Origin of the sequence: Streptomyces sp. 7N604, from assembly GCF_052245475.1 — a bacterium.
GTDB lineage: Bacteria > Actinomycetota > Actinomycetes > Streptomycetales > Streptomycetaceae > Streptomyces.
The window spans coordinates 111,432-124,152 of record NZ_JBQQBX010000029.1; the positions used below are offsets into that span (position 1 = coordinate 111,432).

9 protein-coding genes are annotated in these 12,721 nt (G+C 72.7%); 4 read left to right on the forward strand and 5 right to left on the reverse strand.

Annotated elements, in window-relative coordinates; genetic code table 11:
- Window position 1 precedes the first annotated feature (1 nt).
- On the reverse strand, window positions 2-1,498 hold the full coding sequence (pdxR, locus tag ACTWP8_RS29020; protein ID WP_443325051.1) for a MocR-like pyridoxine biosynthesis transcription factor PdxR: 1,497 nt from the start codon (window positions 1,496-1,498) through the stop codon (window positions 2-4).
- Between the two features lie 71 nt (window positions 1,499-1,569).
- Here pdxR and ACTWP8_RS29025 point away from each other — a divergent pair, with 71 nt between their 5' ends.
- Window positions 1,570-2,436 carry a methyltransferase domain-containing protein gene (locus tag ACTWP8_RS29025; RefSeq protein WP_443325052.1) on the forward strand — a complete coding sequence of 289 codons (867 nt, stop codon included), beginning with the start codon at window positions 1,570-1,572 and terminating at the stop codon, window positions 2,434-2,436.
- Here the strand turns inward: ACTWP8_RS29025 and ACTWP8_RS29030 are convergent.
- Window positions 2,387-2,572 carry a DUF397 domain-containing protein gene (locus ACTWP8_RS29030; protein WP_443325053.1) on the reverse strand — a complete coding sequence of 62 codons (186 nt, stop codon included), beginning with the start codon at window positions 2,570-2,572 and terminating at the stop codon, window positions 2,387-2,389. The two genes, ACTWP8_RS29025 and ACTWP8_RS29030, sit on opposite strands and share 50 nt — an antisense overlap.
- Window positions 2,569-3,435: a helix-turn-helix domain-containing protein gene (locus tag ACTWP8_RS29035; protein ID WP_443325065.1), complete on the reverse strand. Its 867-nt coding sequence runs from the start codon at window positions 3,433-3,435 to the stop codon at window positions 2,569-2,571. Before ACTWP8_RS29035 ends, ACTWP8_RS29030 begins: the two co-directional genes overlap by 4 nt.
- 150 nt (window positions 3,436-3,585) lie before the next feature.
- Between ACTWP8_RS29035 and ACTWP8_RS29040 the strand changes: the two genes are divergently transcribed.
- Window positions 3,586-4,032, forward strand: coding sequence for an ATP-binding protein (locus tag ACTWP8_RS29040; RefSeq protein ID WP_443325054.1), 447 nt, complete (start codon window positions 3,586-3,588; stop codon window positions 4,030-4,032).
- A gap of 47 nt (window positions 4,033-4,079) precedes the next feature.
- A complete protein-coding gene (locus ACTWP8_RS29045) occupies window positions 4,080-6,332 on the forward strand; it encodes a DEAD/DEAH box helicase (RefSeq protein ID WP_443325055.1) in 2,253 nt (750 codons plus the stop codon).
- 87 nt (window positions 6,333-6,419) lie between these two features.
- Here the strand turns inward: ACTWP8_RS29045 and ACTWP8_RS29050 are convergent, their stop codons facing one another.
- Entirely contained in the window at window positions 6,420-7,391 is a 972-nt protein-coding gene (locus tag ACTWP8_RS29050; protein ID WP_443325066.1) for an acyl-ACP desaturase, read from the reverse strand.
- Between the two features lie 207 nt (window positions 7,392-7,598).
- Entirely contained in the window at window positions 7,599-8,375 is a 777-nt protein-coding gene (gene ddaH, locus ACTWP8_RS29055; protein ID WP_443325056.1) for a dimethylargininase, read from the reverse strand.
- 233 nt (window positions 8,376-8,608) lie between these two features.
- On the opposite strand from ddaH, the gene ACTWP8_RS29060 reads away from it, so the two are divergent.
- Window positions 8,609-12,313, forward strand: coding sequence for a hypothetical protein (locus tag ACTWP8_RS29060; RefSeq protein WP_443325057.1), 3,705 nt, complete (start codon window positions 8,609-8,611; stop codon window positions 12,311-12,313).
- Window positions 12,314-12,721: the final 408 nt, after the last annotated feature.

The following is a 12,721-nucleotide window of genomic DNA, read 5'->3' on the forward strand; positions in this document are numbered from 1 at the left end:
GTCAGGCCAGCCGCCGCAGGACATTCCCGAGGGTCGCCACTCCCTCGTCGATGTCGGTCGGCGTCCTCGCGGCATAGCCCAGTACAAGCCCTGGCGGGCTATGAGGGTTCTGGGTGTGCCACGACAGCGGCTGGACCTTCACTCCCTCGGCGAGCGCGGCGGCCGCGAGGTCGGTGTCGGTGAACTCGGCGCCGTCGAGCGTGATCATCAGGTGCAGGCCCGCTGCGGCGCCGTGTACGACCGACCCCGGAAGGTGCTTTGCGATCGCCTCGATCATGGTGTCCCGGCGGCGGCGGTGGCGGCCGCGCAGGAGGCGCAGATGGCGTTCCAGCTCGCCCGATTCCATCAACCGCGCCAGAACGAGCTGCGGCAGTACGGCGTTGCCCAGGTCGGCGTACCGCTTGGCCTCCACAAGGGCGTCCCGGTACTTCGGTGGTGCGAGGACCCACCCCACTCTCAGCGCGGGAGCGAGGAGCTTGGACACGCTCCCCGCGTAGACGACGTGTTCCGGGAGCATGGAACGCAGAGCGGGGACCGGAGGCCGGTCGTAACGGTGCTCGGCATCGTAGTCGTCCTCGATGATCAGTCCGCCCTCGACAGCCCAGCGCATCAGCTCGCCGCGCCTGACGCCGCCGAGTACCACTCCCGTGGGGAACTGATGAGCCGGGGTCAGGAGCACGACGTGAGCGCCCGTGGCGCGGAGCTCATCGACGCGGACACCTTCCGCGTCGACCGGGACCGGCGGGGTGTCCACCTGCCGACTGTTCAGGTGCTGGCGGGCTCCGAGCGATCCGGGGTCCTCCACCGCCACCTCGCGGATCCCCTCATCGCGGAGTACCTGCGCGAAAAGGGTGAGCATCTGGGCGGTACCGGCGACGATGAGCACCTCGTCCGGGTCCACCCGGACCCCCCGGTTGCGGGCCAGCCAGTTCGCGACGGCACGACGCAGCTCGGGCGAACCGCGGGGGTCCCCGTACCCGAAGCCGGAGGCCGCGAGGCCGCCGAGTACGGAGCGTTCGGCGCGTAGCCAGGCCGTCCTCGGGAAGGCCGTCAGGTCCGGCGTGCCGGGTGACAGATCGACCCGAACCGGCAGTGCTCGTAGCGCGTCGAAGACGTCTGCGCCGGGTGTGGCGGCGAACAGCGCCTTCGGGGAGGGCGGTTCCGCGGTCGGGTGTGGACGCGGTGGCGCCGGGGTCGGCAGGGGGGCGGCGATGACGACCGTCCCGTTGCGCCCGCGCCCGGCGACCTGTCCGTCTTCGCTCAGGCGCTGGTACGCCTCGGTGACGACGCCGCGGGATACCCGCAGCTCTGCTGCCAGCACCCGCGTGGCGGGCAGTCTGCTGCCCACCGGCAAGCGGCCGTCGGAGATCGCGAGCCGAAGCTGCGAAGCCAGCCAATCGGTCAGCCCGCCCACCGGCGCCTGGTCGGTGTTCAGCTGCAGGAAGTCGGCTCCGGGCTTTTTGGCTCTGTCAGAAGCCTCGCTGTCGGACCTGTGCACAGGGCCATTGTCACAGCAGGGTGGAACCACCGGCACGGACGGAAATGGCGAATGCAAAACGGTGAGGCGTGATGACGATCGGCTATGTGCACGGGTATTCGGAGACGGAGACCCGCCGGTTGGTCGACCAGGCGGACACGTTGGCGGCACTGCTGCATGCCGGCACGGCGTTCCCCGCAGGGAGCCGCGTGCTGGAGGTGGGTTGCGGTGTCGGCGCCCAGACAGTGCATCTGGCCGCCGCCAGCCCGGGAGCGCGCATCGTTGCCGTCGACCACTCCGACGCGTCTCTGGCCCAGGCCCGAGCCCATGTGGCAGCCCACGCCACGGGGGCGGACGTGGAGTGGCGCCGCGCCGACCTGTTCGATCTGCCCTTCCGCGACGCGGAGTTCGACCACGTCTTTGTCTGCTTCGTCCTGGAGCATCTGCGGGAGCCCCGGCGAGCGCTGGCCGGAGTACGACGGGTACTGCGACCCGGGGGCACGATCACCGTGATCGAGGGGGACCACGGATCGGCGGTCTTCCACCCCGACAGCGCCCACGCCCGCGCGGCGATCGACTGCCAGATCCGGCTGCAGACCGCCGTCGGCGGCAACCCCCTGATCGGTCGGCAGCTGCAGCCACTGCTGACCGATGCCGGATACGACGAGGTCATGGTCCACCCGCGCACGGTCTACGCCGACGGCACCAGGCCCGCCCTGGTCGAGGGCTTCACCAGGGACACCTTCATCGCCATGATCGAGTCCGTCCAGGACGACGCGCTGGCCGCGGGCCTCACCACGGCGACCGACTGGCAGCGGGGCATCGCCGATCTGCGCAGGACCGCGGACGACGGTGGGACCTTCCACTACACGTTTTTCAAGGCCCTCGCCGTGAACGCGCCGGCGAGTCTCAGAGCGTGGAGGCGAACTCCACGAACTCCGCCCACCTTTCGGGGGTGAAGGAGAGCTGGGGGCCCTGCGGGTCCTTGGAGTCCCGGACGTGGACGGTGTCTGGGGAGGTGGCGACCTCGACGCAGTCACCGCCTTCACCGTCGCTGTAGCTGCTCTTGAACCAGGCGAGTTCTTCGGTATTCATAGCTCTCCCAGCAACTTCTCGACCAGGGCCAGAGACTCACGTGGAGTGAGGGCCTGTGCTCGGAGGATGCCATATCGCGAGGCGATGATGCGGACCTCTTCAGGGTCGATAATCAGACGGTTTTGGCCCTGGACCTCCGTGTACGCCACCTGCCTCCTTCCCTTGGGGGTCAGCAAGATGAACGGACCACCCGTGCTCGGATGTTCCTCGCGATCCGTTGGCATGACCTGGAGCTCGACCGTCCGCAGTCGGCCGATTCGGAGCAACTGCTTGAGCTGCGCCGCCTGCACTGCCCGTCCGCCGAGCGGACGATGCAGGATCACCTCCTCGAGGACGAAGCTCGCTACCGGGGCGGGCCAGCGGTCGAACATCTCTTGGCGGGCGACGCGGTCGGCGACCCTGCGCTCGATCGTCTGCTCGTCGAGAAGCGGCCTGCGCATGGAGAAGATCGCCCGCGCGTAGTCCTCGGTCTGAAGCAGCCCAGGCACGATCTGGTTGCTGTAGTGGTGCAACTCCACCGCATCCGCCTCCAGCCGCGCATAGTCCCGGAACCACGCCGGGTGCCGTACGCGAGCCCGTGCCTTTGCCCGTACGACGTCCTCCTTCTGGGCTTTCAACAGCCCGCCCGCACCCAGCAGTTCGTCCGCCGCCTCCAGGAACTCCGGCTGCGGCGTACGGCGCCCGCGCTCCAGGGAGGAGATCTGGTCCTCCCCGTATCCCAGCCGGTCGCCCAACTCCTTCTGGGTCCAGCCCGCCCGCTCCCGCAGCAGCTTCACCTGCTTGCCGATCGCCCGGAAGAGGTCCGTCGCGCCGTCCGCGTCCTCCGGGGGCTCCGGACGCTGTTCACGGCCCCGGTCATCCATTGCCATTGCTGCCTACCGCCTTACGCACACGCCCGCGCACCCGGTTACGGCCGCCGGGCCGGACAGGCAACCGTCCGTGTCCGTACAACTCACGCTCCGTACCGGGTCTTTCCCTGGTCAGGCTATATTCGGCCGACCACGCTCGGTGACATGAAGCCCGAAATCACCCTCCCGGCAACCACGTTCACCCAGCAGTTCAGCTCGACCCCGCGCGGCGCGCGTCTCGCCCGGATGTCTGCCGTTCGCCAACTCGTCGCGTGGGGCTGGCCGCACGACAGCGAGATGTGCGACACCGCCGCCCTCCTCGTCGCCGAGCTGGCAGCGAATGCCGTGCGCCACGGTCGCGTACCCGGGCGTGACTTCAGGCTCTGCTTGACGCTCGTCACCGGTCCGGACCGGCCGGACCCGGCCGTCCTGCGGATCGACGTGTCGGACGCGCGCGGCGAGAAGGTCCCCGTGCGGGGCGGCGGTGAGGCCGAGCCCGGCGCCGAGTGCGGCCGCGGGCTGCTCCTCGTCGACGCCCTCGCCACCCGCTGGGGCACCGAACCCCGTGACCCCGTCGGCAAAACGGTCTGGGCCGAGGTCCCCCTGCCCTGAGGGTGGAATCATGTGCCCGAAGCGGCACATGGATCTCAAGGGGCGTCATGGACGGGGTGGGGGCGGAGCAGCAGCCGGTGTCCGTCGGGAGGGGCGCCAAATCTCTGCTGCGGCGGGCCGAGGCGCTTCTCGCCGCCGCTCGGACCGTTCTCTCCGACCATGCCCGAGTCCGTGCGGATATCGAGCGAGCCCTGTCCCCTCTGAGGGAAAGGCTGGTCGCCCATGAGCTCGACGGCATCCCCGTGTCCAGGCTCAAGGACGTCACCGGAGGGCGGTTGCGGCTCGGAGCCCTTGAGCAGGCGGGGTACTCCACGGTCCGGCAAGTCCTGGACGCGCGGCCGTACGCGCTGCAGCAGATCCCGGGAATAGGCGCACAGAGCGCGAGCCAGGCGATCTCCGCTGCCCGGCAGATCGCCGGAGCCGTATGGGACAGCGTTGCCGTCCGTATCGACATCGACGCGACCGACGATTCCCGGACCACCGCGCTGGTCGTCGCGCTTCACCGCATGGTGAACGCCGGCCCCGACACCGCCCGCGCCGTGGACTCGGCAGAGCGGATCGCCGGAGAACTCGCGGGCCTCCTGCCCGCTGCCCGCCCGGCCCGGGGACGGCTGCGGATGCTGCTCGCCGGGCAGCGGCGGCGCAGGGAGGCGCAGGACGCGGTCGCGCGGATCGGCGGCCTGGTCGCCGAGTCCGCGACCCGGGAGCAACACCTCCTCCTCGCCCAGGCGTCAGCAGACCTGCTGCGCCCGCCCGCTGACGCCACCGAAGCCTGGATCGACTTCGAGCTCCGCTCCGCCGAGTACTACCGCCTGCTGGGCGAGATCGCCGGCATGGCGCCGGACGCCCAGGCTTCCGAGGGCTACCTCCCGACCGATATCTCGGACCAGGTCCGCGCCCAGCCGCTGGACGACACCCATCGCCGTGTCTCACTGCGCGGTTACCAGGCCTTCGGCGCGCGCTTCGCCCTCGCCCGGCGGCGCGTGATCATCGGGGATGAGATGGGCCTGGGCAAGACGATCCAGGCCATCGCCGCCCTCGCGCATCTCAAGTCACAAGGACTGACCCACTTCCTGGTGGTCTGCCCGGCCAGCGTGCTGATCAACTGGATCCGCGAGATCGAGGCCCGCAGCGCCCTCGACGCCTACCGGGTGCACGGCCCGTACCGTCAAACGGCCCTCGACGAGTGGATCGAGCAGGGCGATGTCGCCGTCACCACCTTCGACGCGCTGCACTCCCTGCCCATCCCGGACGACGTTCCGCTCGGCATGCTCGTCGTCGATGAGGCCCACTACGTCAAGAACCCGGAAGCCCGCCGCTCCCGGACGGTCGCCGAATGGACGGGGCGCACCGACCACGTCCTGTTTCTCACCGGTACGCCGATGGAGAACCGGGTCGAGGAGTTCCGCAATCTCGTCCACTACCTTCAGCCCGGCCTCGTACCGCATATCCGGCACGGCGACGCCGTCGCGGGCTCCCAGGCCTTCCGGAAAGCGGTCGCCCCCGCCTACCTGCGCCGCAATCAGCAGGACGTCCTCACCGAACTTCCCGAGCTCGTGCAGGTCGACGAGTGGGAGGAGTTCACCCGCTCCGACCTGAGCGCCTATCGCACGGCCGTCGACGACGGCAATTTCATGGCCATGCGCCGCGCCGCCTACGCCGAGCCCGCCGACTCCGCCAAGCTCAATCGTCTGCTGGAGATCGTCGGTGAGGCGGCCGAGAACGACCTCAAGGTCGTCGTGTTCTCCTACTTCCGCGACGTCCTGAGCACCGTGCACGAAGCGCTCGTATCCCGCGCCCCCGGCCGGGCCCACGGCCCCACTCACAGCCTGACCCACGGCCCTATCACCGGCAGTCTGACCGCCGTCAGACGCCAGGAGCTGGTCGACGAGTTCGCCGCAGCCCCTGGCCACGCGGTCCTGCTCAGCCAGATCCAGGCCGGTGGGGTGGGCCTCAACATGCAGGCCGCGTCCATCGTCGTCCTCTGCGAACCGCAGGTGAAACCCACCATGGAGACCCAGGCCGTGGCGCGTGCCCACCGCATGGGCCAGGTCCGCCACGTTCAGGTCCACCGCCTGCTGACCACCGACAGCATCGACCAGCGGATGCTGGAGATCCTCAGCTCGAAGAGCCGACTCTTCGACGCGTACGCGCGGCGCAGCGATGTCGCCGAGTCGACGCCCGAGGCCGTCGACATCTCCGAGCAGTCCCTGGCCCGCCGGATCGTGGAGGAGGAACAGCTGCGTCTTGCCGTGGCCGGCCGGAATGCCCCTGCGGGGGACGAGGACCTGGTGACCTGAGTCCGTACGAGGGGCCGGCGCTGTACCGCCCCGCCCGCCGGCGTACGAGGAGGCGGCTTCCGCGGTGCGCGTCGTCGAGACGTCTCGTCAGGCGGACGCCGCCCGTGCCGCCCGGCGGGCGAGCAGCGCCTCGCGACGCTCGTCGAACTTCGTCGCCTGAGTGTCCAGGCCGCCCATGAACAGGCCCAGTTCCTCCTGCGCCTTCAGGCCCTCGGGGCCAAGACCCGAGATCTCCAGCACCTTCAAGTACCGCAGCACCGGCTGCAGTACGTCGTCGTGGTGGATGCGCAGGTTGTAGATCCCGCCGATGGCCATCTGGGCGGCGGCACGCTCGAAGCCGGGCATGCCGTGGCCCGGCATGCGGAAGTTCACGACGACGTCGCGGACCGCGGACATGGTCTGGTCGGGGGCCAGCTCGAACGCCTTGGCCAGCAGGTTCCGGTAGAAGACCATGTGCAGGTTCTCGTCGGTGGCGATCCGGGCCAGCATCCGGTCGCACACCGGGTCGCCCGAGTGGTGGCCGGTGTTGCGGTGCGAGATGCGGGTCGCGAGCTCCTGGAAGGCCACGTACGCGACCGAGTGCAGCATGCTGTGCCGGTTGTCGGACTCGAAGCCCTCCGACATGTGCGCCATGCGGAAGCGCTCCAGCTCCACCGGGTCGACGGCCCGCGAGGTGAGCAGATAGTCGCGCATGACGATGCCGTGCCGGCCCTCCTCCGCGGTCCAGCGGTGCACCCAGGTGCCCCAGGCGCCGTCGCGGCCGAAGAGGGTGGCGATCTCGTGGTGGTAGCTGGGGAGGTTGTCCTCGGTGAGCAGGTTCACCACCAGGGCTATCCGGCCGATGTCGCTGACCTTCGACTGCTCGGGTGCCCACGGCTCGCCGCCGAGCGGGCCGTCGAAGTTCCGGCCGTCGCTCCACGGCACGTACTCGTGCGGCATCCACTCCTTGGCGATCTTGAGGTGGCGGTTGAGCTCGGTCTCGACGACCTCCTCCAGCGCGTACAGCAGCCGGGCGTCACTCCACGCCTCCGACGACGAGACGAGCGGGGCGGGGGTGATGCTCACGGTGGCTCCTGGGGGACGCGCGCGGGCATGCCGAAGGCAGGCATGCAGAACAGCTACGGCTGCGTAGGTTACGAAGCCGTAGGTTAAAGGCACCGTAAGGTTCTGGCCAAGAGTGGGGGGTGTGTAGGTCGTTCTGTCCCGTTACGTGTCCAGGGTCATGGCGCTGTGTCTGCGTGCGGCGCTCCCCGTACAGGCGAGGCACTACGCGTACAGGTCCCGGAGCCGCACCGACAGACACGTCACGCAGCCCTCCAGCTTCTCGAACTCGCCGATGTCCACCGGCACCGGCTCGTAGCCGAGCCCGCCCAGCAGCTCCGCGGTCTTCGGCGCGCTCGTCGCCATCAGCAGCTTCCCGCCGCCCAGCAGCACCACATGCGCGCCCGACTCCTCCGGCACCGGCAGGAAGTGCGGAAACAGCGACGGGTCGTCGACGAGCGGCGGGTGTCCGATGACCGTGCCGTCCGGAAGCGCCGTCACCGCCGACTTCAGGTGGAGCACCTTGCTGACGGGAACGGCGATCACCCGGGCCCCCAGCGGCTCGAAGGCGGCCCGCAGCTGCTGCACCCCGGCGGCGTTCGTCCGCCCGCCCCGCCCCACATAGATCGTGTCGCCGATCTTGAGGACGTCACCGCCGTCGAGCGTGCCCGGCTCCCACACCCAGTTGATCGAGCAGCCGAGCCGCGCCACGGCCTCCTCGACCTCCGTCGTCTCCGGCTTGCGGGCATCCGCGCCGGGGCGGGCGATCAGCGCCACGTTCCGGTAGACGACCACCGTGTCCTCGATGAACACGCTGTCCGGGCAGTCGTGGGCGGGCTCCACCTCGAACGGTTCCCAGCCGTGCGCCTGCAGCGCCCCGACGTAGCCCTCCCACTGGCTCAGCGCCCGCCCGTAGTCCACCGGCGACCGCTCGATATGGGTGACGATGCCCTCCGCGAGGCGCGGACTGGGGCGGCGGATCAACGCCTTCTTGCTGGGCACGGTGGTTCCCTCTCGACGATATGCGGGCGGACGGACTGCGGACGGACCTGCGGACGGACCTGCGTAGGGACCGGTGTACGGGGCCGCGTACGGACCGGCGTACGGCCTGTGGAAGCGTGATCGGCTCGTACCCGGCGTACCGGCTCGTACCCGCGGGTACGCGGACCCATCCTGAACTTCACCCTGGCGAATCCTCTACTCCCCGCACCCGCCCTCCATGGAGAATCCCCGGCATGAATCGGATCCCGCAGGACCCGCCCAGCCACGTGGACGAGCTGCTCACCGCGCTCGACCCGCTCCCGTACCCGCAGCGCATGCGCGAACTCGCCGCCCGCGCGCGGAAGTCCGCGGAGAGCGGGCAGCTCAGTCCGTTGCTGGACGAGCTCGCCCGGCGCGGCGCGTACGGGCAGCGGCTCGCCGTCGTGGCGGCGGCCGTGGGAGGGGACGCGGGTTACCTCGAGGCGCGGCTCGCCGACCCGGACGCGGTGGTGCGCGGCCACGCCCTGCGCGCCGCCGAGTCCGCGCCGGTCTCCGACGGTGCCCTCGAGGCGGCGCTCGAGGACGCGCCCGCGGCGATACGCAGGGAGCTGGTCCGGGTCATCGTCGGCCGCGGGCCCGGGAGCGGCCGCACCGCCCTCGCGGAGCGGCTCATCGGCCCGTACCGGGAGCGCTGGGGCGACCGCGAGGCGGCCAGGCTGCTGCCCGGCTGCGGCGCAGGGACCGTCGCACGGCTGCTGCCCGAGCTGTTCCACGCCGCCGGCGGGCTGCGCGGACTCGCGGCCCGCCACCCCGACGCCGTACTGGACGAGGCGGGGCGGCAGCTCGCCGGGTTGCCCGAGGCGCTGCGGGAAACCTGGTGGCAGCGGTACGCGCCGGCGGTCGCCGCCACCGTGCACGCCCGCCCCGACCGCGTTCTGGAATTGCTCGAGCGGGGCGGCACGGGACCGCTGCCCGGGCCGCTGTGGCAGTGCCTCGGCCCCATGACCGACGCCGCCCCCGGCCGCACGCTCCGCCTTCTCCTCGACCCGCGGCACGCGGAGGCCCTGCGCTGCCGCGGGCTGCCCGCGTCCGTCCTGAGCCGCCTCGCCCGGCACGAGCCCGCTCTGCCGGAGTTCGACGCCCTCGGGCGCGCCTGGGCCCCGTATCCGGAGCTCCTGGCCGCGTTGCTGCGGGCCCTGCCGCCTTCGCGCAGGAGCGGCTTCTACGACACCGTGGCCGCGGGGCGCGGGCTCGCCGACGACCCGGTGCCCGACTCCGTACTGGACCTCCTGCCGCGCAGCCGCCGGGAGGCCGAGGGGCGGCGGCTCGCCCGACTGGCGCGCGAGCGGGAGGGCGTCGGGGGCGCGGCGGCTGAGCGGGAGGCGAGTGAGCGAGAGGTGGGCGAGCGGGAGGCGGGCCGGCGCGGGGCGGGCGAGCGGGAGGCGGGCGAGCGCGGGGCGGTGGGCCTCGCCGTCCTGGCCGCCGTCGCCCACCTGCCCGCCGACGAGGCCTGGGACGACCTGGTCGCTTCCACCCGCAGGCCCGCGGCCGACGACCGGGCGGAGGCCTGGGCTCTGCTCATCCGCAACGCCGCGCGCTCCGCCTCCGGCGACCCCGCCGCGCTGCCGCGGCTGCTCCGCGAGATGGAGCGGCTGCGCAACGAGCACGACCCGGTCAGATCCGCCGCGCTGACCGCCCTCCGCAGCGTCCAGCCGGGCCGCTTCACCGACGACGACGCCCCGTACCTGGACCGCATCGCCGCCGACGCCATACAGTCCCGCGACTCCTCCTTCGCGACCCGCCGCGCCCTGAGCGAACTCGCCGTGGGGCTGCTGCGCGAGCACGCCGTCACCGCGGAGCGGCAGCTCATCGGCTGGGCCCTGCGCACGCTCGTGCGGCTGTCGGGGAACACCGGCGGCGCCGACCTGGGGCGGCTCGACCGCTCGCTGCGGCGCGGGCAGGAGCACGAGGTCTTCGAGGCGCTGCGGCCCTGGCTCGAGGCGGGCGCGGAGAAGGTCGACCACGGGCTGACCTTCGCCCTCGCGCGCGCGGTCGGGCAGCGGCGCGCCGCCGGGATGCCGGAGCTGCAGGAACTGCTGTGGCAGGCCGTGCAGTTCGGGAACGACGCGACCGTACGGACCGCGATCGACCTGTGGCTGGAGGACCCGCGGACGCGGGACGAGCGGGTCGGGCGGATCCTTGCGCTGGACTCCTCGGCGGCCGTTCTGGAGCCGGTGCTGTCGGTGCTGACCCGCCGCCGCACCGATCTCCTCGACGCCGTCCTGGCGAGCACGCCGCCGCACGGCCGCTTCCGCTACCCGGGCGGTCACTGGCTGCCGCCGGTCGGCCGGTACGTCGACCGCTGGCTGCCGCGCCAGCAGGCCGCGGCCGCGCGGCTGATGACGCGGGCGATGGGCGACGCCTCGCTGCAGCCCCACCAGCGGACGGCGGCTCTGCGGCAGGGCGCGCTGATCCCGGAACTCGGCGCCGCCGCCGTACGCCGCTGGACCGATTCGCCCGACGTGCAGCTCGCGGAGGCGGCCCTCGGGTCGCTGGCGTGGACGGACCGGCCGGGGGAGGCCATGGCGATGCTGCTGGAGCGGGTGGGGGACGACCGGGCGCGGGTGGCGGCGTACACGGCGACCCGGGCCAGCCGGTACGTGGAGCCGTCCCGGCTGAGCGGGATGCTTCGGGGTGTGCTGGTGGCGGGGGTTCGGGATGCGGGGGCCGGGAGCGCGGGTGAGGGGGCCGCGGGTGAGGGGGCCGCGGGTGAGGGGGCCGCGGCTTCCGCCAGCGCCGGGGGCGGCGCGGGGGGCTTTGGCGTGAAGGTCACCAGCAGGAAGGAGGCGGCGCGGCTGGCCGCCACGCGGCTGCCCGTATCGGAGGCCGCGGCGCTGCTCGCCGAGGCGTACGAGCTGCCCGGGCAGCACCGCGACGTACGGGCCGCGTGCGTGGCCTTCGCCGCCCGGCTGCTGGGCGACGAGCGCGCCTGGGACATGGCCGCGTCCGCGGCGACGGGAGCGCCCGTGCTGAGGCAGGCCGTCCTCCGCACCGGACCGCTCGACCTGCCGGAACACCAACGGGCGCGATACGCACGGCTGGTGACCGCGGCGAGCGACACCGACGACCGGGAGGTCGCCGAGTCCGCCTACGGGGCGCTGGCGCGCTGGGCGCCCTGGTCGCCGGACGCGGCGGGCGTACTGGCGGCCGCCGTCACCGACCTGGACAACCGCGGGACGTGGCGTGCCGCGGCCGACGGTCTCGTGTCGCTCGCCACGTCGGTGGAGGGGACGGCTGCGGCGCTGGGTGGCGTACTGGGGGCGCTGGTCGCGGCGGACGGGGGCGCGGGCGCGTACGCGGGTGCGGGCATGGGTGCGGGTGCGGGCATGGGTGCGGGCGCGGGCGCGTACCCCGCGCCTGTGGGGCCGTACGCCGATGCCGGTGCCGGGCGGGACCGGCCTGCACGACGCCGCGTCGAACACCTCGTGGAGCGACTCGCCGTACGCGCTGTCCTGCGGCCCGACGGGGCGCGCGCGGTCGCGGTGGAGACGGCGGAACGGCTCGCCCGCCATGGCGGGTTCGTGCCGAGCGCGGCACGGCTCCTGGTCGACGCCTTGGACCTGGACGCCGGGCCGGCCGCCCTCGGCGAGCAGCTCTCCGGCCTCGCCCGCCTCCACGAGGGCCGCCCGGCACTCGCGGAACGTACGTCCGCGGCCCTGCGGCTCCGGCTCGATGACGCCCGCGCGTCGGGCACGGACGCCGCGCTCCGCGAGGTCGCGTCCCGCCTCGCGGGGGACGGCACGCACGCGGCGGGCCTGTTCGCCGTCGCCCTGACGACGGCGGGCGGCGACCGCTCGGGCTGGTCCGAACCCTGGCGCGACCTCCTCCGTGCCCTGCGCCGCCACCCGACCCCAGACGTCTCGGACGCGGCCCTGACAGCCCAAACGGCAGAGGAGTAGCCCCGCCCGCGGAAGCGCACCGGCCCAGGCACCGCGTCCCGGTTTCCGCCCGGAGCCCGCCCGGAGCCCGCCCGGAGCCCGCCCGGAGCCCGCCCGGAGCCCGCTTCGTGCCCCGCGCCTGCGGCGCGGGCCTCTTCCGAACCACCCGCCCTAAAAGGGGCGGGAGGGTGTGACGAGAGTCGGGGCGGGGGCATCGGCCGGGTGCGGGGCGTGCTGGAGGGCGGATGGCGTGTGCCGAAGCCGGAGGCCGGGGGCGGGACGGGGCTGGGCGTGCCGGAGGCCGGGGCCCCGGCGGGGTGTGGCGGAGGCCGGATGGGTGGGCGGCGGTGGTCTTGCGGCATGGTGTCGCCGGGGCTCGGGGCTCGGGGCTCGGGGGCTCCGCCCTTGAAGGGGTTGCCCCTCCAAGGG